Below are 25096 nucleotides of genomic sequence, written 5' to 3'. Positions count from 1 at the left end.
CGTGCCGAGGCGAGGGATCAGTGATTGCGATGGACGGCGAAGGCGCTCAATTGGAGCAGGGCGTCCTTGAACGCATTGTCGGGCAATGCGGCCAGCGATGCGGCTGCCACGGCCGCGGCGTCTTCGGCCTTGCGTGTGGTGTAGCCTAGCGCGCCCGACGTGGTGACGGCGCTGAGAACGGCGTCGAAGTGTTGCTCGTCGCCATTTTCGATGCAGCCGCGCACCAGTTCCCGTTGCTCCGGCGTGCCGTGTTCCATCAGATAGATCAGCGGCAGTGTCGCCTTGCCTTCGCGCAGATCGTCACCCACGTTCTTGCCGATATCCTCGGCCTGGCCCGAGTAATCCAGTACGTCGTCGATCAGTTGGAAGGCCGTGCCCAGCGAGCGGCCGTATTCGGCCGCTGCTTCGATCTGATCGTTGCTGGCACCGGCGATCAGCGCGCCGAGCTGGGCGGCAGCTTCGAACAACTTGGCGGTCTTGGAGCGGATTACTTGCGTATACCGCTCCTCGGAAACGTCCGGATCATGCATGTTCAGCAGTTGCAGCACTTCGCCTTCGGCAATGACGTTGGTGGCATCCGCAAGAATCTGCATGACCCGGCTGTCGCCTACCGACACCATCATCTGGAATGCGCGCGAATACAGAAAATCGCCGACCAGCACGGAAGCCGCGTTGCCGAACAAGGCGTTGGCCGTCTGCCGTCCTCGACGCAATGATGACTCATCGACAACATCATCGTGCAACAAAGTAGCCGTATGAATGAATTCGACGACGGCGGCCAGTTGATGGTGCGCGGTGCCCTGATAACCGTAGGCATTGGCCATCAACAGGACCAGAACGGGGCGGATGCGTTTGCCGCCGGCGCTGATGATGTAGTCTGCAATCTGGTTTACCAGGGCTACTTCCGAATGGAGCTTTTGCCGGATAACTGCATCAACTGCGCTCAGATCGGCGGAAATGGGCTGAATTAGCTGATTTTGGGAAGGCGAAAGGGGAACGGAAGCCAAGATAAGCCTGATGGATAGCGTTAATTTTTTGAATTATACGATGCCGTGCACAGAAAAGACGACGTTCCGCGCGGCATATCACGGGATTATTGCCTGAAAGACACGTTGCAGCGTTGCGTATTTCCACGTGGCCGGATTTTGACCGTTGCGGTAAGTCCATGTATAATTTGCGGTTTTCCCCATTCCGGACATGTGTGTTGTGTCGTAGTCGGGATAAAAAAGTCCTTCATAATTTATTGATGAGGTTTCACATGTACGCGGTCATAAAAACCGGCGGCAAACAATACAAAGTTGCTGCTGGCGAAAAACTCAAAGTAGAACAGATACCGGCAGACATCGGATCCGAAATCACCCTCGATCAAGTGCTCGCATTGGGCGCTGGCGATACCATCAAGTTTGGTGCGCCATTGGTCGCAGGTGCCACGGTCCTTGCCACGGTTGTCTCCCACGGTCGTCACGACAAGGTCAAGATTTTCAAGATGCGCCGTCGTAAGCACTATCAGAAGCACCAGGGCCATCGCCAGAATTACACCGAATTGCAGATCGTTTCGATCAACGGCTGAGCCGCTGATTCGGACTAAACAGTTACAAGGAGTCAGAAATGGCACATAAAAAAGGCGGCGGCACTACGCGCAACGGTCGCGACTCGGAATCGAAACGTCTGGGCGTGAAAGTCTACGGCGGTCAGGCGATCAACGCTGGCGGCATCATCGTTCGTCAACGCGGCACCAAAATGCATGCTGGCGAGAACGTCGGTATGGGCAAGGATCACACTTTGTTCGCACTGGTCGACGGCAAGGTTGCATTCGTGACCAAGGGCGCATTGCAGCGCCACTACGTGACGGTTGTTGCTGCCTGATATATTGAGCAGCGCAGTCGGCGCGAACGCAAGGCGAAAGCCATCCATCAAAAGGCTCTGCCGCAGGTAGGGCCTTTTTAGTTTTTACGGCGGCACACATGAAATTCATCGACGAAGCAAAAATCGAAGTCATTGCCGGCAATGGCGGCAACGGCGTCGCCTCTTTTTGTCGTGAAAAATTCAGGCCGTTCGGCGGACCCGACGGCGGTGATGGCGGCAAGGGCGGCAGCATTTGGGCTGTGGCCGACCGCAATATCAATACGCTGGTCGACTTCCGTTATTCCAAAATCCACAAGGCGGGCAATGGCGAGAACGGCCGCGGCTCCGACTGCTATGGCAAGGGCGCGGATGATGTTTTCCTGCGCATGCCGGTCGGTACGCTGATCATCGATCAAAACGATGGCGAACTGATCGCCGACTTGACTGAACACGGTCAGCAGATATTGATTGCCAAAGGCGGCGAAGGCGGCTGGGGCAATATTCACTTCAAATCGTCGACCAATCGTGCGCCACGCCAGAAGACCGAAGGCAAGGAAGGCGAGCGCCGCGAACTGCGCCTGGAATTGAAGGTGTTGGCCGATATCGGTTTGCTGGGCATGCCGAATGCGGGCAAGTCGACGTTCATTACGGCGGTGTCGAACGCGCGCCCCAAGATTGCCGATTATCCTTTTACGACGCTGCATCCCAATCTGGGCATGGTGCGCGTCAGCCATGAAAAGAGCTTCGTCATCGCCGATATTCCCGGTCTGATCGAGGGCGCGTCGGAAGGCGCAGGTCTTGGCCATCAGTTCCTGCGCCATTTGCAACGCACGCGCCTGCTGTTGCACATCGTCGACCTGGCACCGTTCGATAACGTCGATCCGGTCAAGGAAGCCAAGGCGATCGTGAAGGAATTGAGGAAGTACGACGAATCGCTGTACGACAAGCCGCGCTGGCTGGTGCTGAACAAGCTGGACATGGTGCCGGAAGGTGAGCGGGCGAAGCGCGTCAAGGATTTCATCAAGCGCTTCGGCTGGAAAGGCCCGGTCTTCGAAATTTCCGCACTGACGCGTGATGGATGCGCCGACTTGATCGTCGAAATTTACGACTATCTGGCGCAGCAGCGTCAGGCGGAGCAGCGTACCGAGGAAACGCGAATGACCGAAGAGTCGGTGCGCGGCATCGATTCCGTCGATCCGGACGACCCGCGCTTCAAGATTATCGACTGAAGACGATTGCAAACGTTATAGTCGATGACAGTATTTCGTCCGACTGCAGTGCCAGACCGGACTCTCAAAATAAAAACAGCGTCGGACTCATTTATGCAATCCGTCATTCAGCAAGCAAAACGCGTCATCATCAAGGTCGGCTCTTCGCTCGTCACCAACGACGGCAAGGGGCTGGATGCGGTCGCCATCCGCAAATGGGCGGAGCAGATCGTCCAGTTGCGTGCATTCGGCAAGGAAGTCGTGCTCGTCAGTTCGGGGGCGATTGCCGAAGGAATGCAACGGCTTGGCTTCGACAAGCGTCCGACGGGTATACATGAGCTGCAGGCCTGTGCGGCTGTCGGCCAGATGGGCTTGGCGCAAATCTACGAATCCAGTTTCCGGCAGCACGATGTGCGTACCGCGCAGGTGTTGCTGACGCATGCGGATCTGGCCGATCGTGAGCGTTATCTGAATGCGCGCTCGACGCTGTTCGCATTGCTGGACCTGGGCGTGGTGCCCATCATCAATGAAAACGATACCGTGGTCACCGACGAAATCAAATTCGGCGACAACGATACGCTGGGCGCGTTGGTCGCTAATCTGATCGAGGCAGATGCGCTGATCATCCTGACCGATCAGCGCGGTTTATATACGGCCGACCCGCGCAAGAATCCCCAGGCTGAATTCGTCCATGAAGCCAAGGCCGGCGATCCAGCGCTGGAAGCCATGGCCGGAGGCGCCGGCAGCAGTCTGGGGCGTGGCGGCATGCTGACGAAGATACTGGCAGCCAAACGCGCGGCTCAGTCGGGTGCGCATACCGTGATTGCCTGGGGGCGCGAAGACAGCGTGCTGACGCGTCTGGCGCAGGGCGAGGCGATCGGCACGCAACTGACGGCACAGACGGCGCAGCTGACTGCGCGCAAGCAATGGATGGCCGATCATTTGCAGACGGCTGGGCGTGTCGTGCTGGACGATGGCGCGGTGACGAAGCTGAGAGCGGAAGGAAAGTCATTGCTGCCGATCGGTGTAACCGAGGTGTCAGGCAGTTTCGGCCGCGGTGATGTCATCACCTGTGTGGATCAGTCCGGTAAAGCGGTTGCACGCGGAATTACCAATTACGCCAGTTCCGAAGCACGCCGCATCATGCGCAAACCATCGACGGAGATCGCGGCGATTCTCGGCTTCGTCGAGGAGCCGGAATTGATCCATCGCGACAATCTCGTGCTGTTGTAAACATCCGTGCAGGCCGGCGAAATACCCGGCCGTGCAAATTTGCCAGCGTCAGCGGCGCAGATCGTCGACCAGCGTCTGTTTCGATTTCATGCGGCGCAGGATTTTTTCTACATCGCTGCTGTAGACGCTGCGGTTCTCGCAGAAATAGTCGGTCGCCAATGCAGCATGCTGCCGGTTGGCAAAGCCCTGCACGATACCTTCCCATTTGTCTCGCCGCGCGCGTACCCATGCGCCATTGGACTGGCCGATTGCATAGATTTTTCTCTCAAACGTTTCGCAACGAATGCCTTCGTAGCTGACATTGCGTGCGCCGGACTGGCTGACGGAAATCAACGTGTAGCGCACCACGCCATCCGAGCCGACGGACAGCGATTTGCCGTCGACGGCGAAAGATTGCGTTGCTGTCGGACTGACATAGAACGGCAGCAGATTTTCGGCTTTCGGCGGTGCGGGAAGCTGAACGGCGATTTCTTCCCACGGTTTGTTTTCGTCGTCGAAATCCTCGTCGAACGATTGGGCGAAAGCGGCTTGCAGTGCAGACAGCAGTGCGAAACCGGCCAGCAAGGCGGTCCGGGAAGACTTGTTCATGATTCGGTATCGGTTTTGACGTTCCGGGATGGAGCGGGTTTGCGCGGCGGATGATTCTGGCGCAGGTGGCGGGTGTTGCCATGCGTCGAGCGATTCAGGTAGCGCGATAGTTCCTGCAGCGCACGCTGGTAGACATCGCGTTTGAATTCGATGACGACATCGAGCGGCACCCAGTAATCGTGCCAGCGCCATGCATCGAATTCGGGATGTTCGGTCAGGCGCAGGTTGACGTCGCTGTCACGGCCGACCATGCGCAGCAGGAACCAGATCTGTTTCTGCCCCTTGTAGTGGCCGCGGATTTCACGCTTGATGAAATGGTCGGGAACTTCGTAGCGCAACCAGTCGCGCGTGCGGCCGATGATCTTGACGTGTTCGGCACGCAGGCCGACTTCTTCTTCGAGTTCACGGTACATCGCCTGCTCGGGTGTCTCGCCGAACTTGATGCCGCCCTGCGGAAACTGCCACGAATGCTCGCGCACCCGTTTTCCCCACCAGACTTCGTTGTGGGTATTGAGCAGAATGATGCCGACGTTAGGGCGAAAGCCTTCACGGTCCAGCATGTTGCACCTCAAACTTTCTGCGGCGGACGGACCCTTATCGAGAATCGGCAACAAGGCCGCGAACCGTGGTCGCGCAAGGTGACGCGCGAACAACGGTAACGGCGATCAATTGTACGAAGTACGGGTGCATCAGCCAGCTAATCCTTTAAAATTGAGTCGATTATAACCCTCTCTCTTTCAAAAAGACTCACACCGTCATGCGCGCCTCCCGTTTTTTCATTTCCACTCTTAAAGAAGCACCTTCCGAAGCTGAAATCGTCAGCCACAAGCTGATGATGCGGGCCGGCATGATCAAGCGCCTGGGTTCCGGCATCTATACCTATATGCCGATGGGCTTGCGTGTGATCCGCAAGGTGGAAGCCATCGTTCGCGAGGAAATGAATCGCGCCGGCGCGATCGAGCTTCTGATGCCGGTCGTGCAACCGGCCGAGCTGTGGCAGGAAACCGGACGCTGGGACAAGATGGGGCCGGAACTGATGCGCGTGAAAGATCGCCACGGTCGTGATTTCGCGATCCAGCCAACGTCGGAGGAAGTCGTTACCGACGTGGTGCGCACCGAGATCAAATCGTATCGCCAGTTGCCGGTGAACTTTTATCACATCCAGACCAAGTTTCGTGACGAGCGCCGTCCGCGCTTCGGTTTGATGCGTGGGCGCGAGTTCACGATGAAGGATGCCTATTCGTTCGATCGCGATGCCGAAGGCCTGCAGCGTTCTTACCAAGTGATGTTCGATGCCTATGTGAACATCTTCACGCGCTTCGGTCTGCAGTTCCGTGCAGTGGCGGCCGACAACGGTGCGATCGGCGGTTCGGGCTCGCACGAATTTCACGTGATTGCCGATACCGGTGAAGATGCGTTGGTCTATTGCCCGAATTCGGATTACGCGGCCAACATGGAAGCTGCCGAAGCGGTGGCGCCGGCCGTGCCGCGCGCAGCCGCTGCACAACCGATGACGAAAACGCCGACGCCGGGCAAGGCGCGTTGCGAAGATGTTGCCAAGCTGCTGGGTGTGCCCCTGACGCAGACCGTCAAGTCGCTCGTGCTGATGGTCGAGAAAGAAGAAGACGGCAAGGTAACCAAGCAGGCGTGGCTGTTGCTGCTGCGCGGCGATCACGAACTGAATGAAGTGAAGGCTGCCAAGGTGCCGGGGTTGGCGAATTTTCGTTTTGCCAGCGAAGCGGAAATCGTCGAGTGGTTCGGTACGCCGCCTGGATATCTCGGTCCGATCGGGACGAAGAAGCCGATCAGCGTCGTCGCTGACCGCACGGTAGCGGCGATGAGCGATTTCATCTGCGGCGCCAACGAGGTCGATTTCCATCTGACCGGCGTGAACTGGGGGCGCGATCTGCCGGAGCCTGCCGTATTCGACCTGCGCAATGTCGTCGAAGGCGATGCATCGCCAGACGGCAAGGGTGCGCTGGCGATCCAGCGCGGCATCGAGGTCGGTCACGTGTTTCAGTTGGGCACGCGCTATTCGGAAGACATGAAAGCCACCTTCCTCGACGAAAACGGCAAGCCGCAACTGCTGCAGATGGGCTGCTACGGCATCGGCATCACGCGCATTCTGGGTGCGGCGATCGAGCAGAATTTCGACGAGCGCGGCATCATCTGGCCGGCTTCGCTGGCGCCGTTCGAAATCGTGTTGTGCCCGATGGGTTACGACCGTAACGAGGCGGTACGCGCCGAAGCCGATCGCCTGTACGGCGAACTGACGGCGGCCGGCATCGACGTGATTCTCGACGATCGCGGCGAGCGCCCCGGCGTCATGTTTGCCGACTGGGAGCTGATCGGCGTGCCGCATCGCATCGTCATCGGCGACCGCGGCCTGAAGGAAGGCAAGCTGGAATACCAGGGACGCCGCGATACGGAAGCCACTGCAGTTGCAATGGGCGATGCGGTCGCCTTCGTCAAGGCGAAGCTGGCGGCCTGACCGTCGGAGCGAAACGGTGCGGGAGCGTATGCGATACGGACTGGCAGCTTGTGCCCTGATGCTGGCGATGCAGCCGGCACTGGCCGGCAACCAGAAGGAGGAGGCACTGGCCGACTCCGTGCGCATTGCATTGTCGCGTGCGATTGCCGATCCGCGTCCGCCCGTTCCCGATTTCACTGACGTCGGCGAACGACTCGATTATTTGAGCTGGCTCGGCGACATGTCGGTCCGTCTTTCGAAGCGTTTGCCGGACAGGCAGGTGCGTCTCGAGTTTCTGAGAACAGCTTGGTACGAATCGCGCCGCGCCGGGCTGGATCCTGCGCTGGTACTGGGTTTGATCCAGGTGGAATCGGCGTTTCGCAAATATGCGGTGTCGCGGGTCGGCGCGCATGGCTACATGCAGGTGATGCCGTTCTGGACGCGCGTGATCGGCGATGGCGATCGCAGCACGCTGTTCAACATGCAGACCAACCTGCGTTTCGGCTGTTCCATCCTGCGCATGTATCTGGATATGGAAAAGGGCAACCTGTTCATGGCGCTGGGCCGTTATAACGGTAGCCGCGGCCGTCCCGAATATCCGAACGCCGTGCTGGCGGCATGGCGCAAGTGGGAACATAAACCGGAGCGCAAGCCGGAACTTGGACCGATACCCCAGCCGATACTCGAGCAGGAACCCGTACAAAATGTCAGGGCAGACGGTACAGTGCAAAAGCAGGCGATAGCGATGCCGCTGGATGTCAGATGATTCCTGATTGCAGAGACGAATGCAGCAGGAAGGCTACAGAACTAAAGACTACGGAAGTAAAGACGGCAGAAACAAAAACGCCCGCGCGATGCGGGCGTTTTTGTTTGGCACAATGGAAGAAGATTATTTCAGGTGGCCGGAGATGAGTTTGGTCATCTCGAACATGGACACTTGCTTCTTGCCGCCAAAGACAGCTTTCAGTTTGTCGTCTGCGTCGATCATGCGCTTGTTGGTCGCATTCTGCAGCTTGAACTTCTTGATGTAGTCCCAGACTTTCTTCGTGATTTCCGTGCGCGGAGCAGCGTTGCTACCGATCACAGCGGCCAATACTGCGGACGGGGTGACAGGTTTCATGAAGGCGGCGTTTGGCTTGCGCGGAGCGGCTTTCTTCTTGGCGACTGCTTTTTTCGCGACGACTTTCTTGGCAGGCGCTTTCTTCGCTACGGCTTTTTTCGCGACGGCTTTCTTGGCCGGAGCTGCCTTCTTGGCGACGGCTTTCTTGGCAGGCGCCTTCTTCGCTACGGGTTTCTTTGCTGCGGCTTTCTTGGCGGCCGGTTTCTTGGCTGCGGGTTTCTTGGCTGTTGCCATTTCAAAACCTCCTTCACATTGTTTGGGAAATTGCGTCAATTCACGCAACGCTAATAGTGGTGCGGTTTTCCCCGGCATGCAAGTGTTTTTGTGCGGATTTCTGCGCGTGTGTATGCTGCCCGCCACGCGTGTCGCCGGAGGGGAAAAAGGGAATTTGCGGAGCGAGAGTGAACACATTCTGCAGACCTGCCGTTTCCGATGCCGAAGCGATGGCGGAATCGACTTGCGTCCGACGGCATCGGCGACGTGTTTCGAGCGGCGGCGGAGACGGGAAATCCGCCTTGTACGAGAGAGAAGTGCACAATAAAAAAGCCGGGAATATCCCGGCTTTTCCATCTCGCGCCTGTGTTCAGCGCATCCCCGGCAGCATGCCTTTCATGCCGCGCATCATCTTCGCCATGCCGCCACCCTTGAGCTTTTTCATCATCGATTGCATCTGTTCGAACTGCGCCAGCATGCGGTTGACTTCCTGCACCTGAACGCCGGCACCGGTGGCGATGCGGCGCTTGCGGGAAGCCTTGATCAGTTCCGGCTTGGCGCGCTCGGCCGGCGTCATCGAATTGATGATGCCTTCCATGCGGGCGACCTGCTTGTCGGCCATGCCCATATTGGCGTTGCCGGCAGCCATCTGCATCTGGGCCGGCAGCTTGTCCATCAGACTGGCCATGCCGCCCATCTTCTTCATCTGCGTCAGCTGGGATTTGAAGTCATTCAGGTCGAATTTGCCGCCGCCCTTGATCTTCTGCGCCAGATCCTGCGCGGCGTCCATGTCCACGCCCTTGCGGGCTTCCTCGACCAGCGCCAGGATGTCGCCCATGCCGAGGATACGGTCGGCCATGCGGGCCGGATCGAATGCTTCGAGGCCGTCCATTTTCTCGGCCACACCGGCGAACTTGATCGGCTTGCCGGTGACGTGGCGCACCGACAGCGCCGCACCGCCGCGCGAATCGCCGTCCAGCTTGGTCAGCACGACGCCGGTCAGCGGCAGCGCGTCGCTGAAGGCCTTGGCGGTGTTGATCGCATCCTGGCCGAGCATGGCGTCGACGACGAACAGCGTCTCGATCGGTTTGACGGCGGCATGCAGCGCGGAGATTTCCTGCATCATCGCTTCGTCGATGCCGAGGCGGCCGGCGGTGTCGATGATGAGCACGTCATGGTAGTGGCGTTTTGCATGGTCGAGCGCGGCCAAGGCGATGTCGACCGGTTTGTCGGTCGGTTGCGACGGGAAGAAGTCCGCGCCGACCTGTTCGGTCACTGTCTGCAACTGACCGATCGCGGCCGGACGATAGACGTCGGCGGAGACGGTTAGTACTTTCTTTTTCTTCTGTTCGCGCAGGTATTTGGCCAGCTTGCCGACGGTGGTCGTCTTGCCGGCGCCCTGCAGGCCGGCCATCAGGATGATCGCTGGCGGCTGGGTGGCAAAATTCAGCTGCGATGCCTCGGGGCCGAGATCGGCACCCATCAGTACAGCCAGTTCACGCTGGACCACGCCGACCAGTGCCTGGCCCGGCGTCAGCGAACCGATGACGTCCTGGCCCATCGCTCTTTCCTTGACGCGGGCGATGAACTCGCGCACGGCCGGCAGGGCGACGTCGGCTTCGAGCAATGCGAGGCGTACTTCGCGCAGCATTTCGGCGGTATTGGATTCCGTCAGACGCGCTTCTCCGCGCATGGTCTTGACGGCCTTGGCTAGGCGTTGGGTGAGATTGTCGAGCATGTTGGAAGGAAAAAACGGGGTGGGCCGCAAACATTCACGCGTCGTTGACGTCATGACATGAAGCAGCGGCGAATATCCGTCATTTTACCTGATGGCGGAAGGTGCGATTCCTTGCCGTGCAGAGGATGTGCCTGCCGGGTGCGGGCGAAAAAATCGGCAGGCCGGATGTCGTTCGCCCTGCGAGAAAGCCTGCTGTGGCAGGTACAGCCGAGGTTAGGCAGGACTATGCGAAGCTGCCGGTCTGGAAAGACAGTTGGTGTAAACTCGAACGATGCAAATCTATTTCTTTGTCCTGGCTGCGCTTTGCTATGCGTGTTGCGCCTTCCTGCCGTCGAAAAACAGGCTGGCGATCTCGCTTGGCACGCTGGTCGGCTGGTTGCTGCACGGCGGTGCATTGTGGGCTGATATTGCTGCAGCACCCGACTCCCTGCGGCTGGGATTCGCCGTCATGCTGTCGGCCACGCTGTGGATATCGGTGGCAGCCTATTGGCTGGAGAATCGCAATTTTTCGCTGGATGGCATGCGCGTCCTGGTGTTGCCTTGTGCGGCGCTGGCGGTGCTGCTGCCACCGATTTTTCCCGGTAGCGTCATTCCGCTGCAAGGCAAGACGGCATTGTTTCCGTGGCATATCGCGATTGCCACGCTGGCCTATGCGACGCTGACGATCGCGGCCTTTCATGCGGTGCTGATGGCGTTGCAGGAATCCAAGCTGCATACGCGGATGAGCGATCAGAAGAAAGGCTGGTTCGCGCTGGCAATCGATCGCCTGCCTGCCTTGCTGACGATGGAAAAACTGCTGTTTCGCCTGATCGGTTTCGGCTTTCTGCTGCTGACGCTGACGGTGGTCTCCGGCGTGGTTTTTTCCGAGGAATTGTTCGGCAGGGCATTCACCTGGGATCACAAGACGATATTCACAATATTGTCGTGGGTGCTGTTCGGTGTGCTCCTGGCGGGCCGTCGCTGGCAGGGATGGCGCGGCAGAACCGCACTTGGATTTACACTGGCCGGTTTCTCCTTGCTGTTGCTTGCCTATGTCGGCAGCCGCTTCGTGCTGGAAGTCGTCCTGCACCGGAGTTTCATATGAAATTCCTGTTGTGGGCGATTTTGATCTTCGCCGTCGTCTGGGTCTTGCGCAACAAGGCACAGGCGCAAGCTCGATCCCAATCCCAGGCTAGACCTCAATCGCCTTCCCCGCGCCAGTCCACTGCGTCAGGCCGTGAAATTGAAACCATGCTGCGTTGTGCGCATTGCGGCACGCATTTCCCGGCATCGGAAGCGGTATTCGATACCGCACGCACGGCTTTTTGCTGCAGCGAGCACCGGCAGCGACATGCCGCGCACTGACTACCGCTGATTCGATTCATGGCGCGTTCCCGACCCGTCTACGCAGATACGCGCGAAACCTTCTGGCGCACGCTGCAAACCTTTGCCTTTACGCGCATGGTGATCATCGCCGTGCTGCTCGGCTATTTCGGCTGGGCCGGCAGCAAGGTGATGCGCTATCAGCAGGAATTCTGGAGCGGTTGCATTACCTATCTCTTGCTGGCAATGGCATTCGTGCTGCTGGCGACCTACGTAAGGCGACGGTTCCTGCTGCAGGTGGCGGCGCAAATTTCGGTAGATCTGGCGGCGATCACGCTGTTGTACCTGTCGGCTGGCGGCATCAAGAGCGGCTTAGCCATCCTGTACCTGTTTCCGCTCGCCGGCAGTGCGATCCTGGCGCCGCTGATATTGGCGTTGTTCTTCGTCTCGGTGGCGACGCTGGTCATGCTGGCGGAGAACGGCTACCAGTTGCTGAACGCCGGTTCGGACATTTCATCGACGCAAGCTGGACTGTACGGTGCGGCATTCTTCATCGTCATCTTTGCGATCAATCGCCTGGCAGATCGCCTGATCAAGCAGGAATCGCTGGCGCAAGGCCGGGGCAAGGCGCTGCACATCCAGCAGGCGATCAACCGGCTGGTGATCGCCGACATGGACGACGGTGTGCTGGTGCTGGATCGCAAGGGGCGCGTACTGACCAGCAATCCGGCAGCAGCGCGCATGCTGGGACTAACCTTCCCGCATGAGAAGGCCTACGGCAAGTTGTCAGACATGCTGTGGCTGGCGCCGATTGCCGAAGCTTATGTTGCATGGAGCGCCAATGGCGGCTTGCGGACGACGACGCAGGGCGGTGCGCAAGGCCGGCCGACCTTCGTGCACATCAAGCATGGCGAGGAAAGCACGCTGCAGGGTGGTACCACGATCTGGGGCGGCCGGCGCGAACTGGCGACGCACCTGCGGCTGCGCTTCATGCGCGTCGATACTGGCGGCATGCAGGATGAACGCGTGGTGGCATTTCTGCAGGACGTGACCGAAATCGAGAACCAGGCGCAACAACTGAAGCTGGCATCGATGGGACGGCTGACAGCCAGCATTGCACATGAAGTGCGCAATCCGCTGTCTGCAATCGGCCATGCAGCATCGTTGCTGAACGAAGACGAAACCGATGCCGCGCGCCAGCGCATGTTGAAGATCATCGCCGACAATGTCGCACGGCTGAACCGGATGATCGAGGACATCCTGAAACTGTCGCGCAAGGCGCATCAGCACCAGGAACCGATCGCGCTGAGGCCACTGCTGGACGAGTTGCTGACGGAATTGCACGAAACGCATACGGTGAAGGATGGCGTGATCGTCGCCCTCGACACGCGAACGTATCGGGTGCGTTTCGATCCGTTGCATTTGCGTGAAATCATCTTGAACTTGCTGACAAATGCGTTACGCTACGCAAGCGGCGCACCGGGCAGCATCCAGATTCGTGTCGTGGCCGGCATCGGGCATAGACTCGAACTGCACGTGAAGGATGACGGGCCGCAGATCAGTTCCACCGTACGGGCCCATCTGTTCGAGCCGTTCTACACGACGTCGAGCAAGGGAACCGGATTGGGGCTCTATCTGGCGCGCGAGCTGTGCCTGAACAACGGCGCGATGCTGAACTACGAATACCGCAGCGACGGCGAGAACGGTTCGCCGTCCGGCCGTTTCGTCATCACCTTCGCTGTCGACGAGGCGGCATGATCGTGCTGCCGCCGCTCAACCATTGATGAACCGAACATTCCGCAAGCAATGACTGCACCCCGCATCCTGATAGTCGACGACGAAGCCGATCTGCGCGAATTGCTGGAAATCACGCTGGTCAAGATGGGGCTGGATGTCGATAGCGCGCAGAACCTGTCCGCCGCCCGTGACCATCTGGGGCGCACCGAGTATGCGCTGGTGCTGACGGACATGCGGTTGCCGGATGGCCTCGGCATCGATCTGGTGCAGGAAATCAATACGCAATACAGAAACACGCCGGTGGCCGTCATCACGGCATTCGGCAGCGCCGAAAATGCGGTGGCGGCATTGAAAGCGGGCGCGTTTGACTATTTGTCCAAGCCGGTCGGACTGGAACAGTTGCGCGTCATGGTACGTTCCGCATTGCGCATTAGCCAAACCAATCAAACCGGCCAGATCAGTGAAGCCAGCGGGAACGCGGCGCGCGGCGAGAAGGGAACGGCAGGGTTTTCGTCGCCGCGTCTGATCGGGCAATCGGAAGCGATGCAGGCGCTGCGCGCGCAGATCGCACGGTTGGCGCGCAGCATGGCGCCGGTTGCCATCAGCGGCGAATCGGGTAGCGGCAAGGAATTGGCCGCACGCGATATCCATGCGTTGAGCGCACGCAGCGACAAGCCCTTCGTCGCCGTCAACTGCGGTGCGATTCCGGAGGCGCTGATGGAGGCGGAATTCTTCGGCTACCGCAAGGGCGCGTTCACCGGCGCCACCGACGATCGCGACGGTTTTTTTCAGGCGGCCAATGGCGGCACGCTGATGCTGGACGAGGTGGCCGATCTGCCGCTGGCGATGCAGGTCAAGCTGCTGCGCGCGATCCAGGAGCGGCGCGTGCGCAAGGTCGGTGCGACGGCGGAAGAACCGGTCGACGTGCGCATCGTCAGCGCGACGCACCAGAATCTGCACGATTGCGTCGGCAAGGGCGCCTTCCGTCAGGATCTCTATTACCGGTTGAACGTGATCGAGTTGCACCTGCCGCCGCTGCGTGAGCGGCTGGACGATATCGGTCTGCTGGCGGATGTCATCCTGTCCCGGCTGGGTGGCGGCCATACGGCGGCGCTGACACCGGAAGCGTTGGAGGCGCTGCGTAATTATTCTTTCCCCGGCAATGTCCGTGAACTGGAAAATATTCTGGAACGCGCGCTTGCGTTCGCCAACGATGGCGTGATCGAGGTGGGCGATCTGGTATTGAAGGCATCGCCGCCGGCAACGGCCGCTTCTGAAGAAGTTGCCACCGTACCGGCAGAATTCCCGACGCAGCCGGCAGTCGAGCAGACTGCCTCCGCTGCACCGGCGCCGTCGGCTGAAAGCGATTTGCCGGAATCGTTGCCCGATCATCTGGACGACGTCGAGCGCGAAATCATCCGCCGTGCGCTGGCGAAGACGCATTTCAACCGAACGCAGGCGGCGGAATTGCTGGGCATCAGCTTCCGCCAGTTGCGCTATCGGATGCAGCGGCTGGATATCCATGCACCGGACTGAGGCGGCGGCTGGCATGCCGGCTTTCCATATCGGTGCCGATGGCTGGGCGGAAGGTGCGCAGCACGAACCGTCGCCGAACTGCGATCCGCGCGCGGAAGGTACACCCGTCGATCTGCTGGTCATCCACAACATCAGCCTGCCGCCAGGTCGTTTCGGCGGTCCTTACATTACTGATCTGTTTCTGAACCGGCTCGATTACGCGGCCGATCCGTATTTCGAACAGTTGCAGCCATTGCGGGTGTCCGCGCACTTCCTGATCCGGCGCGACGGCGCGGTTGTCCAGTTTGTCTCGGCTAACGACCGGGCCTGGCATGCGGGAGCGTCAAGCTTCTGCGGGCGCGAGCGCTGTAACGATTTTTCGATCGGCATCGAGCTGGAAGGAACGGATCACGAACCGTTCGAAGCCGCCCAATATGCGGCGCTGGCGGTGCTGACGGTAGCTTTGCAGCAGGCTTGCCCGCTCAAAAGCGTCACTGGGCACGAACATATTGCGCCGGGACGCAAGACCGATCCCGGCCCCTTTTTCGATTGGGCGCTATATCGCGACCACTATTGTCGCGCTATCGGGATCGATGCGAAAAAAAGCAAAATCGCTGCAGATCTCGCATTTTGTCCAATGTAAAAGAATCTATATCGCCGACGCAGAATTTGTTAAAAAAATATATCTCAAAGCGGTGATAAAACGATTGCATGTCCTGAATCGAGACACTAGAATTAGGTGCAAATCCTGGTTTCCTTACTAGATGTAGTAGGTTATCAAAAAGTGATTTCCCCCGGCTTTGTCCGGCAGTCGTCGCAATGTAAGTGTGCATACATATATATAGTGGGGACGCCGAATAAACGCACTTCTGCGGGATCGGCATGAAGTTTGCAGTAATGCAATCCTGCGCATCACCAGAATTTTCGCGAAACCGGCTCGCTCCGGTTTTCCTTAAAAAACAAGGCAAGTATTGCCGGCAACCGTCACAAAGGAGTCTTCTTCATGCACTCTGCACAAGAAATCCCAGCCAAGTCATCGTCGACCGACATCGGCAACATCGCATCGAACGCGGTTGCATCTTCGACCTCTGCACCGGCCGCTTCCGGCCTGGGTGACTATCGCATCATTCGCCGTAACGGCGCCGTCGTCGGTTTCGAACCGTCGAAAATCTCGATCGCCGTCACCAAGGCCTTCCTCGCCGTCAACGGCGGGCAGGGCGCGGCATCCGCGCGCGTGCGCGAACTGGTCGAGAATCTGACCAACAGCGTCGTCAATGCGCTGGTGCGTCGCCAGCCGGCAGGCGGCACTTTCCATATCGAAGACGTGCAGGATCAGGTCGAACTGTCGCTGATGCGTTCGGGTGAGCACGACGTCGCGCGCGCCTATGTGCTGTATCGCGCCAAGCGCAACGAAGAGCGCGCCCAGCAGCAGGCTGCCAAGCCGGCGGCGCAGGAACATCAACTGCATGTGGTGGAAAACGGCCAGCGTCGTCCGCTGGACCTGGATGAAGTGCGCAGCCTGATCACGGCTGCCTGCGAAGGTCTGGAGCAGCACGTCGATGCTTCCGCCATCATCAGCGAAACGATCAAGAACCTGTACGACGGTGTACCGGTCGAGGAACTGCACAAGTCCGCCATCCTGGCTGCCCGCGCGCTGATGGAAAAGGATCCGGCCTACAGTACCGTGACTGCCCGTCTGCTGATGCACACGATCCGCAAGGAAGTGTTCGGCCAGGAAGTCGCGCAGGCCGATGCGCCGGCGCACTATCTCGAATACTTTCCGAAATTCATCAAGAAGGGCATCGATGCCGAACTGCTGGACGCCAAGCTCGGCCAGTTCGATCTGAAAAAACTGGCGGATGCGCTGGTACCGGAGCGCGATCTGCAGTTCGGTTACCTCGGCCTGCAGACGTTGTACGACCGCTACTTCCTGCACATTCGCGATGTGCGCATCGAAATGCCGCAGGCGTTCTACATGCGTGTGGCGATGGGCCTGTCGCTGAACGAGATCGATCGCGAAGCGCGCGCCATCGAGTTCTACAACCTGCTGTCGACCTTCGATTTCATGAGCTCGACGCCGACGCTGTTCAATTCCGGCACGCAACGCTCGCAGCTGTCGTCCTGCTACCTGACGACGGTGGCCGACGATCTCGACGGCATCTACGAAGCGATCAAGGAAAACGCACTGCTGGCCAAATACGCCGGCGGCCTCGGTAACGACTGGACCCCGGTACGCGCGCTCGGCTCGCACATCAAGGGCACGAACGGCAAATCGCAGGGTGTGGTGCCGTTCCTGAAAGTGGTCAACGACACCGCCGTCGCGGTCAACCAGGGCGGCAAGCGCAAGGGCGCGGTTTGCGCCTACCTGGAAACCTGGCACATGGATATCGAGGAATTCCTCGACCTGCGCAAGAACACCGGCGATGACCGCCGCCGCACGCACGACATGAACACCGCGAACTGGATTCCGGACCTGTTCATGAAGCGCGTGATGGAGAAGGGTGAATGGACGCTGTTCTCGCCGGCAGATTGCCCTGACCTGCACGACAAGGTCGGCAAGGCTTTCGAAGAAGCCTATCTCGGTTACGAATCCAGGGCCGCGCGCGGCGAATTGCGCCTGTTCAAGAAAATCCAGGCGCTGGACCTGTGGCGCAAGATGCTGTCGATGCTGTTCGAAACCGGCCATCCGTGGATCACCTTCAAGGATCCGTGCAACATCCGTTCGCCGCAGCAGCACGTCGGCGTCGTCCACAGCTCGAACCTGTGCACGGAAATCACGCTGAACACCAACGATTCCGAGATCGCAGTCTGCAACCTCGGTTCGGTCAACATGCCGGCCCACATGAAGGACGGCAAACTGGACCATGCCAAGCTGCAGAAAACCGTCCGCACCGCGATGCGCATGCTGGATAACGTGATCGACATCAACTATTACGCAGTCAAGAAGGCACGCGATTCCAACCTGCGCCATCGCCCGGTCGGCATGGGCATCATGGGTTTCCAGGATTGCCTGCACATGATGCGCGTGCCGTACGCATCGGATGAAGCGGTCAAGTTTGCCGACACCTCGATGGAAGCAGTCTGCTATTACGCCTACCTGGCATCGACCGAACTGGCCGAAGAACGCGGCCGCTATAGCTCCTACCGCGGTTCGCTGTGGGATCGCGGCATCCTGCCGCAGGATTCGCTGAAGCTGCTGGCCGAGGAACGCGGCGGTTATCTGGAAGTCGATACGTCCGAAACGATGGATTGGCCGGCATTGCGTGCGCGCATCAAGGAATTCGGCATGCGCAACTCGAACTGCGTGGCGATCGCGCCGACGGCAACGATTTCCAACATCATCGGCGTCTCGGCCTGTATCGAACCGACGTACCAGAACCTCTACGTCAAATCGAACCTGTCCGGCGAATTTACCGAGATCAACGAATACCTGGTGCGTGACCTGAAGGCACGCGGCCTGTGGGATGAAGTGATGATCTCCGACCTGAAATACTTCGACGGCAGCTTGGCCAAGATCGATCGCATCCCGCAAGATCTGCGCGACATCTACGCCACGGCGTTCGAAGTTGAGCCGAAATGGCTGGTCGAGGCGGCATCACGTCGCCAGAAGTGGATCGATCAGGCACAGTCGCTGAACATTTACATGGCTGGCGCGTCTGGCAAGAAACTGGATGAGACGTACAAACTGGCATGGTTGCGCGGTCTGAAAACGACTTACTACCTGCGTACGATCGGTGCCACGCATACCGAGAAATCGACGACCAAGGCCGGTGCGCTGAACGCTGTCGATGCGAATGCCGTTTCGTCGATGGCGGCCGCGCCGCAACAGGATGGCCCGGCTTGCATGCTGCGTCCTGGCGATCCGGGTTTCGAGGAATGCGAAGCTTGCCAGTAACCGTTGCCGCGGATAGCGTCATCTGAAAACAACCCATCCGTGGCACTGCACTGAACTTGAACCGCCAAATGCGGACAAAGAAGTGAAGAGGGCAGTGCCGCGGAGATGAAAGAGGAATCGAAAATGCTAAGTTGGGATGAAGAACAGACGTCGAAGGGCGTACCGCAACCGGCATTGCAGCCGGTGCGCGATGCGCAGCAGGACGTCGCCCTGAACCCGGCGCTGGTCGCCAAGCCTGCGGCGGCCGCCAATCCGGCACATCGCATGGATGCCGCCGACAAGCGCGTTATCAACGGCCAGACCGACGTTAACCAGTTGGTGCCGTTCAAGTACAAATGGGCGTGGGACAAATACCTGGCTGGCTGCGCCAACCACTGGATGCCGCAGGAAATCAACATGCAGCGCGACATCGAGCTGTGGAAGAATCCGAACGGCCTGACGGAAGACGAGCGTCGCATCGTCAAGCGCAACCTCGGCTTCTTCGTGACGGCCGATTCGCTGGCCGCCAACAACATCGTGCTCGGCACCTACCGCCACATCACGGCGCCTGAATGCCGCCAATACCTGCTGCGCCAGGCGTTCGAGGAAGCGATCCACACACACGCCTACCAGTACATCGTCGAATCGCTGGGCCTGGACGAAGGCGAGATCTTCAACGCCTACAACGAAGTCGCTTCGATCCGCGACAAGGACCAGTTCCTGATTCCGTTCATCGAGACGCTGACCGATCCGGAATTCAAGACCGGCACGCTCGAAACTGATCAGAAGCTGCTGCGTTCGCTGATCGTGTTTGCCTGTCTGATGGAAGGTTTGTTCTTCTATGTCGGCTTCGCGCAGATTCTCGCTCTCGGTCGTCAGAACAAAATGATGGGTGCGGCAGAACAGTATCAATACATCCTGCGCGACGAGTCCATGCACTGCAACTTCGGCATCGATCTGATCAACACGATCAAGATGGAGAATCCGCATCTGTGGACGCCGCAATTCCGCGAAGAGATCAAAGCGTTGTTTTTACGTGCGGTGGAGTTGGAATATCGCTACGCTGAGGATACAATGCCGCGAGGCGTGCTTGGATTGAATGCACCGATGTTCAAGAGTTATCTCAGGTTCATCGCAAATCGCCGAGCACAGCAAATCGGTTTGGAACCGATGTTCGAACAAGAGGAAAACCCCTTCCCTTGGATGAGCGAGATGATCGATCTGAAAAAGGAACGCAACTTTTTCGAGACGCGGGTCATCGAATACCAGACAGGTGGTGCGCTCAACTGGGAGTAAAAGTTTGGATGTGCGGTGCTGCTTAAAAATAAGGCAGACGCATTTGGCAGCCGGGGATAGAAAAATGCCTGCCCGGTTTGCAGAAAAAATGAAAGGCAACAATCCAATTAATGAACAGTAGACGACCGACAAGTTCTCTTCTGGCTGAACCGCTTTATCCGATTCAATCGGGTAAGGCGGTTTTTTCTTTGGAAAAAGGTTTGTCCTTTCAGAAACAAGTTTCCGATGCCGGCCTGATGGCTGGCCTCATTTAGACGGTCGATCGCTGCAGAAGCCGCGAAAACGTACCGGGAGTTTGGCTGAAGTGCTGCATAAGTGAGGGGATGCAGCAGTTCAGCTGGTGCCGAATTCATTAGCGCAAGCGCCGTTTCAAGCTTGTGCCGATGAATAATCCGCCTGTTTCATCGCGCGCGATGGGCAGGAGGGTTTTCAATTAGCTTGTATTTTTCCATCACGTGAAGGAGAAACGAAATGGCAACAGCAAAGAAAGCAGCAAAGAAACCCGCTGCAAAGAAAAAAGTCGCATCCAAGAAGCCGGTCGCTAAAAAAGCAGCAGCCAAGAAAACCGTAGCGAAGAAAGCTACGGCGAAGAAGGCAGTCAAGCGCCCAGTCGCCAAGAAAGCTGCCAAGAAATCGGTAGCGAAGAAAGCCGTTAAAAAGGCTGTCAAGAAAACCGTAGCGAAAAAAGCCGTCAAGAAGGTCGCTAAAAAAGCTGCGAAGAAAACCGTAGCGAAAAAGGCCGTCAAGAAGGTCGCCAAAAAAGCTGCGAAGAAAACCGTAGCGAAAAAGGCCGTTAAAAAGGTCGCCAAGAAAGCGGCCAAGAAGCCGGTAGCGAAGAAAGCAGCCAAGAAAGCCGCCAAGAAACCGGCCGCTAAAAAAGCTGCCAAAAAACCGGCTGCCAAAAAAGCCGCCAAAAAACCGGCTGCTAAAAAAGCTGCTCCGAAAAAGGCCGCTGCCAAGAAACCGGCTGCCAAGCCTGCTGCCGTTGCAGCACCTGCAGTGAAGACGGTCCTGAATCCGGCAGCGGCATGGCCGTTTCCGACGGGTTCCCGCCCGTAAATCCAGCGCTGACTGGATGGGCCTGACGAAAGTCGGGCACAATCCCGCTGTGCGGCTTGCGTCGCACAGCGTTTTTTTTTCAAGGAAAGACAGTGGATAGCATATTCGTCCTGATTATCGATACGGCTGCCGTTGTGCTGGCCGGTGCCTTGTTGCTCCGATTCTGGATGCAGGCCGTGCGCGTGCGTCCGCCGATGGAGATCGCGCAATTCACCTATCAATTGACGGATTGGCTGGTACGTCCGCTACGTCGCGTCTTGCCGGGTGCAGGCGGTTACGATTGGGCGAGCCTGATCGCGGCCTATCTGGTCGCGCTGATTGCGACGGTGGTGGATATCTGGCTGGCTGGAATGCTGTCGCCGCAGGCTGCTTTTCTGCTGGCTTTGCTGCGGGTTTGCCAGTGGGCGCTATATGGTCTGATCGGCCTGATCCTGATCGAGGTCGTCTTCAGCTGGGTCAACCCGCATGCGCCGCTGGCACCGTTTGTACGCGCGCTCAACGATCCGCTGATGCGGCCGTTGCGCCGCATTGTTCCGCTGATCGGCACGATCGATCTGTCGCCATTAGTAGCGTTGATCCTGTTGCAGATCGCGATCCGATTGGTGACGATGATCGTCACGTCTCTTCTATAACGGCACGACGGCCCGGAGGCCGCCGCCGTTATTCTCTTCGAAAATTCAGAAGCGATAACCGAAGGCCTGCTGGAATCGGTCCTCGATTTCGGCACGGCTTGGCGCATGGTTCTGCGGACCTTGCGAAGCAATCTTGATCGAGCCCATCAGGCTGGACAGACGTCCGGTGGTCGCCCAGTCGAAATCGTTCGTCAGGCCGTACAACAAGCCTGCGCGGAAGGCATCGCCGCAGCCGGTGGGATCGACGATCCGGTCCGCTTTCACACATGGGATTTCCAGTCGTTCGCCACCAGTGAAAATCTCCGCACCCTGTTCGCCACGCGTGACGATCAATGCTGATACGCGATCGGCAATGTCGCCCAGCGTCAGGCCGGTGCGTGAGGTCAGCAGCTCTGCTTCATAGTCGTTGACGGCGACGTAGGTGGCTTGTTCGATAAAATTCTTCAGATCGTTGCCATCGAACATCGGCAGTCCCTGGCCTGGATCGAAGATGAACGGGGTGCCTAGTTCGGCGCAGTCTTTTGCATGTTGCAGCATGCCGTCGCGGCCATCCGGTGCGACGATGGCGATCTTGACCTCGCCTGCGTCGGCTACCTTGTTTTCATGCGCGAACGACATGGCGCCCGGATGGAAGGCATTGATCTGGTTGCCACCCACATCGGTGGTGATGAATGCCTGGCCGGTGTAAGCCTGCGGAATGGTCTTGATGCATTGCTGCGAAATGTCGAGTTGCGTCAGGCGTTCGCGATACGGTTGGTCGTCCTGGCCGATGGTCGCCATGATCAGCGGTTCGCCGCCGAGCAGTTTCAGGTTGTAGGCGATGTTGCCGGCACAGCCGCCAAATTCGCGTCGCAGGCTGGGAACGAGGAAGGAGACGTTGATCTTGTGCAGCTGGTCAGCCAGCAGGGATTCGGAAAAACGGCCTTCGAACAGCATGATCGTATCGAAGGCAAGCGAGCCGCAGATGAGTGATTTCATGAATGGAAGTCTGTAGTAATGGTTGGTATTGATTTGGCCGCCATGATACACGGATCAGGCAAGGCAGCCGACCGAACCGGCCGGCTCGATGCCGGATGTCGGCTTACGGATAGAACAGGTAGACGCGGTAGCCGGACGCTTTGACCTGTTCCAGTTGAAAGGCGATGCGTGTCGTTCGTTCGCTGCTCGCCGCGAATCCCTGGCGAATTTCCTCGTTGGCGACATAGTCGGATGGCCGGAACACGCGGCGCAGTAGCGGTTTCTCGTTGCCGTCGTTGAGCGTCAGTTCGATGTGCGGCCATTCCTGCGGTGTCGTGCTGTTGTTGCGCAGCAGCGTAGTAAGTACAAACATGTCGCCATTGTTCTCGATCGTCTGCAACTCACTGGATTCGATCGAGACGGCAGAGATTTGTGCCGGCAGGCTGATGTTGCAGCCGACAGCATCGCAGGCTTGCATCAGCAGCGGTTTGACCTGCGGGAACAGGCCGCCAAGCTGATTGCGGAAAACATAAATGCCTTGCAGTATGGCGGTGATGAACAGGATGCACGATCCGGCGATCAGGAAATTGCGCAATTTCCGGCCGAGTCGCTGTCGGCGCCGGCCATGTCGGATGAAGCTGGGCTCCTCTTCTGCAGCTTCATGCGTTTCCTCTTCGTCTTCGTCCAGCGCATCGTTCTTTTCTTCTTGCTGTGCCTTGTTTTTGTTTCGTATGGAGCGGCGCCAGGGTTTGCGCTGCAGATCCTCGATGGCTTCGTCCAGTTCGTCAGGGGCGTGCGGATCGAAGGTCGATGCACCGGCTTCGGCACGGCTGTATTGCTGCTCGCCGTCGACCTCTTTTCCATCCTCGTCCGTATCGGCGGCGAAATCCATCAACGTCATGCGCTGCAGCGGGTCGACAGGAGCATCGTCCTTTGCCGCGGCAGGAAACTCCCGTTCGAAGTGAGACGGAATCTCGAAGGCCAGTCGGCTGGCGGGAGGGGGAGCGACGACGGCGGTTTCTTCCGGTGAGGATGCTTCCTGCGTATCGTCTGTAGCAGATTCGTCTGCGGCAGGTTCGTCTTCGACAGATTCGTATTTCTCTTCTTCGATTTCGTCCTGCGCACTCTGCGGGGCCGCGTCAGGTATTTGTTCCGCCATCGTCTGCGACGTAACTTCGGCCGCCGGTATGGACGATACGGAAGCCGCGGGCGCGACTTCGCTTTTGGCGCCGGGTTTTTCCGGTGGCAGCAAATGCTCGATGCCGTTGAAGATTTCCTTGCAGTGGCCGCAACGCACGAGGCCGGCACGCAACTTCAACTGGTCATGGGCGACGCGAAACGTCGTCTGGCAGTGCGGGCATTTCGTTGCGAGCGCCATGATGCGGATTATCCGGTGACGGTTGCCAGGCTGCCGGCCAGTGCAACCCAGCCTTCCTGTTCACGCCATACGCTCAGCTTGATGAAGGGCGCATAGGTTGCGATCACATCGTCGGCTTGCGTTGCCAGCACACCGGAGAGCAGCAATGTGCCTCCCGATTTGACGCGCCCGGACAGCATCGGGGCCATCAGTTTCAGCGGATTGGCGAGAATGTTGGCGACGACGACGTCGAATGCTTGCGATTGTCCGGTCGCGGCAAAATCGTCGGGCACGTAATAGTCCACCTCGCAGCGGTTGCGTATGGTGTTGGCCTGCGCAGCCTCGACCGCCTGCGGATCGATGTCGATTCCGATGACCTTGGCGGCGCCGATTTTCTTTGCGACCATCGCCAGGATGCCCGAGCCGCAGCCGTAATCGAGCACTGTCCTGTCGATCGGCGGATGCGCTTCCAGCCACTCCATGCATAGCCGTGTGGTCGGATGGCTGCCGGTGCCGAAGGCGAGGCCGGGATCGAGTTCGAGTACCAATGCCGAAGGATCGGGCGCATCATGCCAGCTCGGTACCACCCAGATGTTCTTGCCGATGTGCATCGGTTCGAATTGCGATTGCGTCAGCCGTACCCAGTCTTGCTCGGCGACTTCACGTAACGTGTACTTCAATATTGAAGCTTGCAGGCCGACGGTTTGTGCGGCTTCATCGATCATTGCGACCTGATCGGCATCTTCTGCCGTCAGCGCGACGACGCGGCTGTTTTCCCAGGCGGCTTCCTCCGGTTCCATGCCGGGTTCGCCGAACAGCGGTTGCTCGGCATCGGTACCGAAATCGGCATCTTCGACCGAGACGGACAGCGCGCCGGCATCGATCAGTGCATCGGACAAGGCCTCTGCATGCGTACGTGCAACTTCGATGACGATTTCGGTCCAGCTCATGC

Annotated in this window: 23 protein-coding genes; 15 read left to right on the top strand and 8 right to left on the bottom strand. The window is 58.6% G+C overall.

Annotation, left to right across the window (positions count from 1 at the left end):
- Nucleotides 1-17 precede the first annotated feature (17 nt).
- Entirely contained in the window at nucleotides 18-968 is a 951-nt protein-coding gene (gene ispB, locus IEV40_RS04275; protein WP_371870033.1) for an octaprenyl diphosphate synthase, read from the bottom strand.
- A gap of 290 nt (nucleotides 969-1258) precedes the next feature.
- On the opposite strand from ispB, the gene rplU reads away from it, so the two are divergent.
- From rplU to proB, 4 genes are all read left to right on the top strand, one after another.
- Nucleotides 1259-1570 (top strand): 50S ribosomal protein L21, encoded by a 312-nt coding sequence (gene rplU, locus IEV40_RS04270; RefSeq protein WP_188419691.1) that lies wholly within the window; start codon nucleotides 1259-1261, stop codon nucleotides 1568-1570.
- 38 nt (nucleotides 1571-1608) lie between these two features.
- Entirely contained in the window at nucleotides 1609-1866 is a 258-nt protein-coding gene (gene rpmA / locus IEV40_RS04265; RefSeq protein WP_188419690.1) for a 50S ribosomal protein L27, read from the top strand.
- A 98-nt stretch (nucleotides 1867-1964) separates the two neighbouring features.
- Nucleotides 1965-3074, top strand: a complete 1110-nt coding sequence (gene cgtA / locus IEV40_RS04260; protein ID WP_188419689.1) for an Obg family GTPase CgtA — start codon at nucleotides 1965-1967, stop codon at nucleotides 3072-3074.
- A 93-nt stretch (nucleotides 3075-3167) separates the two neighbouring features.
- Entirely contained in the window at nucleotides 3168-4286 is a 1119-nt protein-coding gene (gene proB / locus IEV40_RS04255; RefSeq protein ID WP_188419688.1) for a glutamate 5-kinase, read from the top strand.
- Nucleotides 4287-4334: 48 nt separating this feature from the next.
- Here the strand turns inward: proB and IEV40_RS04250 are convergent, their stop codons facing one another.
- Nucleotides 4335-4874 (bottom strand): CNP1-like family protein, encoded by a 540-nt coding sequence (locus IEV40_RS04250; protein WP_188419687.1) that lies wholly within the window; start codon nucleotides 4872-4874, stop codon nucleotides 4335-4337.
- Entirely contained in the window at nucleotides 4871-5434 is a 564-nt protein-coding gene (locus IEV40_RS04245) for an RNA pyrophosphohydrolase (protein ID WP_188419686.1), read from the bottom strand. The genes IEV40_RS04250 and IEV40_RS04245 overlap by 4 nt, the downstream gene beginning before the upstream one ends.
- Nucleotides 5435-5631: 197 nt before the next feature.
- Here IEV40_RS04245 and IEV40_RS04240 point away from each other — a divergent pair, with 197 nt between their 5' ends.
- The gene (locus IEV40_RS04240; RefSeq protein WP_188419685.1) at nucleotides 5632-7365 is read left to right on the top strand and encodes a proline--tRNA ligase; all 1734 of its coding nucleotides are present in this window, start codon (nucleotides 5632-5634) and stop codon (nucleotides 7363-7365) included.
- A 28-nt stretch (nucleotides 7366-7393) separates the two neighbouring features.
- Nucleotides 7394-8110: a lytic transglycosylase domain-containing protein gene (locus IEV40_RS04235; RefSeq protein WP_188419684.1), complete on the top strand. Its 717-nt coding sequence runs from the start codon at nucleotides 7394-7396 to the stop codon at nucleotides 8108-8110.
- Between the two features lie 123 nt (nucleotides 8111-8233).
- Here the strand turns inward: IEV40_RS04235 and IEV40_RS04230 are convergent, their stop codons facing one another.
- Together IEV40_RS04230 and ffh are read right to left on the bottom strand one after the other, a co-directional pair.
- The gene (locus IEV40_RS04230; RefSeq protein ID WP_188420005.1) at nucleotides 8234-8698 is read right to left on the bottom strand and encodes an SWIB/MDM2 domain-containing protein; all 465 of its coding nucleotides are present in this window, start codon (nucleotides 8696-8698) and stop codon (nucleotides 8234-8236) included.
- 349 nt (nucleotides 8699-9047) lie between these two features.
- Nucleotides 9048-10415 carry a signal recognition particle protein gene (gene ffh, locus IEV40_RS04225; RefSeq protein WP_188419683.1) on the bottom strand — a complete coding sequence of 456 codons (1368 nt, stop codon included), beginning with the start codon at nucleotides 10413-10415 and terminating at the stop codon, nucleotides 9048-9050.
- A 271-nt stretch (nucleotides 10416-10686) separates the two neighbouring features.
- Between ffh and IEV40_RS04220 the strand changes: the two genes are divergently transcribed.
- The 9 genes from IEV40_RS04220 to IEV40_RS04180 all read left to right on the top strand — a co-directional run bounded on the left by IEV40_RS04220 (nucleotide 10687) and on the right by IEV40_RS04180 (nucleotide 21830).
- Nucleotides 10687-11499: a cytochrome C assembly family protein gene (locus tag IEV40_RS04220; protein ID WP_188419682.1), complete on the top strand. Its 813-nt coding sequence runs from the start codon at nucleotides 10687-10689 to the stop codon at nucleotides 11497-11499.
- Complete coding sequence (locus IEV40_RS04215; protein WP_188419681.1) at nucleotides 11496-11759, top strand: PP0621 family protein; 264 nt, start codon at nucleotides 11496-11498, stop codon at nucleotides 11757-11759. The genes IEV40_RS04220 and IEV40_RS04215 overlap by 4 nt, the downstream gene beginning before the upstream one ends.
- Before the next feature lie 18 nt (nucleotides 11760-11777).
- On the top strand, nucleotides 11778-13475 hold the full coding sequence (locus IEV40_RS04210) for a sensor histidine kinase (protein ID WP_188419680.1): 1698 nt from the start codon (nucleotides 11778-11780) through the stop codon (nucleotides 13473-13475).
- Nucleotides 13476-13523: 48 nt separating this feature from the next.
- Complete coding sequence (locus IEV40_RS04205) at nucleotides 13524-14990, top strand: sigma-54-dependent transcriptional regulator (RefSeq protein WP_188419679.1); 1467 nt, start codon at nucleotides 13524-13526, stop codon at nucleotides 14988-14990.
- Nucleotides 14977-15612 carry a 1,6-anhydro-N-acetylmuramyl-L-alanine amidase AmpD gene (gene ampD / locus IEV40_RS04200; RefSeq protein ID WP_229723942.1) on the top strand — a complete coding sequence of 212 codons (636 nt, stop codon included), beginning with the start codon at nucleotides 14977-14979 and terminating at the stop codon, nucleotides 15610-15612. Before IEV40_RS04205 ends, ampD begins: the two co-directional genes overlap by 14 nt.
- A 360-nt stretch (nucleotides 15613-15972) precedes the next feature.
- On the top strand, nucleotides 15973-18864 hold the full coding sequence (locus IEV40_RS04195) for a ribonucleoside-diphosphate reductase subunit alpha (RefSeq protein WP_188419678.1): 2892 nt from the start codon (nucleotides 15973-15975) through the stop codon (nucleotides 18862-18864).
- A gap of 123 nt (nucleotides 18865-18987) precedes the next feature.
- Nucleotides 18988-20139, top strand: coding sequence for a ribonucleotide-diphosphate reductase subunit beta (locus IEV40_RS04190; RefSeq protein WP_188419677.1), 1152 nt, complete (start codon nucleotides 18988-18990; stop codon nucleotides 20137-20139).
- Nucleotides 20140-20610: 471 nt separating this feature from the next.
- Nucleotides 20611-21198, top strand: coding sequence for a histone H1-like repetitive region-containing protein (locus tag IEV40_RS04185; RefSeq protein WP_188419676.1), 588 nt, complete (start codon nucleotides 20611-20613; stop codon nucleotides 21196-21198).
- 92 nt (nucleotides 21199-21290) lie between these two features.
- Nucleotides 21291-21830, top strand: coding sequence for a YggT family protein (locus tag IEV40_RS04180; RefSeq protein WP_229723941.1), 540 nt, complete (start codon nucleotides 21291-21293; stop codon nucleotides 21828-21830).
- 45 nt (nucleotides 21831-21875) lie between these two features.
- Here IEV40_RS04180 and IEV40_RS04175 read toward each other — a convergent pair whose 3' ends face one another.
- The 3 genes from IEV40_RS04175 to prmA form a co-directional block, all read right to left on the bottom strand.
- Nucleotides 21876-22808, bottom strand: coding sequence for a carbohydrate kinase family protein (locus tag IEV40_RS04175; RefSeq protein WP_188419675.1), 933 nt, complete (start codon nucleotides 22806-22808; stop codon nucleotides 21876-21878).
- Between the two features lie 103 nt (nucleotides 22809-22911).
- Entirely contained in the window at nucleotides 22912-24165 is a 1254-nt protein-coding gene (locus IEV40_RS04170) for a DUF3426 domain-containing protein (RefSeq protein WP_188419674.1), read from the bottom strand.
- An 8-nt stretch (nucleotides 24166-24173) separates the two neighbouring features.
- On the bottom strand, nucleotides 24174-25094 hold the full coding sequence (prmA, locus tag IEV40_RS04165; protein ID WP_188419673.1) for a 50S ribosomal protein L11 methyltransferase: 921 nt from the start codon (nucleotides 25092-25094) through the stop codon (nucleotides 24174-24176).
- Nucleotides 25095-25096 lie beyond the last annotated feature (2 nt).

This window comes from Oxalicibacterium solurbis (genome assembly GCF_014635845.1).
Taxonomy (GTDB): domain Bacteria; phylum Pseudomonadota; class Gammaproteobacteria; order Burkholderiales; family Burkholderiaceae_D; genus Oxalicibacterium; species Oxalicibacterium solurbis.
Note: the sequence above shows the minus strand (reverse complement) of the source record. Positions and strands in the feature narration are given on the sequence as shown.

Coding starts and splice junctions, on each gene's coding strand:
- rplU (WP_188419691.1), top strand. CDS start 1,259: ATGTACGCGGTCATAAAAACCGGCGGCAAACAATACAAAGTTGCTGCT.
- rpmA (WP_188419690.1), top strand. CDS start 1,609: ATGGCACATAAAAAAGGCGGCGGCACTACGCGCAACGGTCGCGACTCG.
- cgtA (WP_188419689.1), top strand. CDS start 1,965: ATGAAATTCATCGACGAAGCAAAAATCGAAGTCATTGCCGGCAATGGC.
- proB (WP_188419688.1), top strand. CDS start 3,168: ATGCAATCCGTCATTCAGCAAGCAAAACGCGTCATCATCAAGGTCGGC.
- IEV40_RS04250 (WP_188419687.1), bottom strand. CDS start 4,874: ATGAACAAGTCTTCCCGGACCGCCTTGCTGGCCGGTTTCGCACTGCTG.
- IEV40_RS04245 (WP_188419686.1), bottom strand. CDS start 5,434: ATGCTGGACCGTGAAGGCTTTCGCCCTAACGTCGGCATCATTCTGCTC.
- IEV40_RS04240 (WP_188419685.1), top strand. CDS start 5,632: ATGCGCGCCTCCCGTTTTTTCATTTCCACTCTTAAAGAAGCACCTTCC.
- IEV40_RS04235 (WP_188419684.1), top strand. CDS start 7,394: ATGCGATACGGACTGGCAGCTTGTGCCCTGATGCTGGCGATGCAGCCG.
- IEV40_RS04230 (WP_188420005.1), bottom strand. CDS start 8,698: ATGGCAACAGCCAAGAAACCCGCAGCCAAGAAACCGGCCGCCAAGAAA.
- ffh (WP_188419683.1), bottom strand. CDS start 10,415: ATGCTCGACAATCTCACCCAACGCCTAGCCAAGGCCGTCAAGACCATG.
- IEV40_RS04220 (WP_188419682.1), top strand. CDS start 10,687: ATGCAAATCTATTTCTTTGTCCTGGCTGCGCTTTGCTATGCGTGTTGC.
- IEV40_RS04215 (WP_188419681.1), top strand. CDS start 11,496: ATGAAATTCCTGTTGTGGGCGATTTTGATCTTCGCCGTCGTCTGGGTC.
- IEV40_RS04210 (WP_188419680.1), top strand. CDS start 11,778: ATGGCGCGTTCCCGACCCGTCTACGCAGATACGCGCGAAACCTTCTGG.
- IEV40_RS04205 (WP_188419679.1), top strand. CDS start 13,524: ATGACTGCACCCCGCATCCTGATAGTCGACGACGAAGCCGATCTGCGC.
- ampD (WP_229723942.1), top strand. CDS start 14,977: ATGCACCGGACTGAGGCGGCGGCTGGCATGCCGGCTTTCCATATCGGT.
- IEV40_RS04195 (WP_188419678.1), top strand. CDS start 15,973: ATGCACTCTGCACAAGAAATCCCAGCCAAGTCATCGTCGACCGACATC.
- IEV40_RS04190 (WP_188419677.1), top strand. CDS start 18,988: ATGCTAAGTTGGGATGAAGAACAGACGTCGAAGGGCGTACCGCAACCG.
- IEV40_RS04185 (WP_188419676.1), top strand. CDS start 20,611: ATGGCAACAGCAAAGAAAGCAGCAAAGAAACCCGCTGCAAAGAAAAAA.
- IEV40_RS04175 (WP_188419675.1), bottom strand. CDS start 22,808: ATGAAATCACTCATCTGCGGCTCGCTTGCCTTCGATACGATCATGCTG.
- IEV40_RS04170 (WP_188419674.1), bottom strand. CDS start 24,165: ATGGCGCTCGCAACGAAATGCCCGCACTGCCAGACGACGTTTCGCGTC.
- prmA (WP_188419673.1), bottom strand. CDS start 25,094: ATGAGCTGGACCGAAATCGTCATCGAAGTTGCACGTACGCATGCAGAG.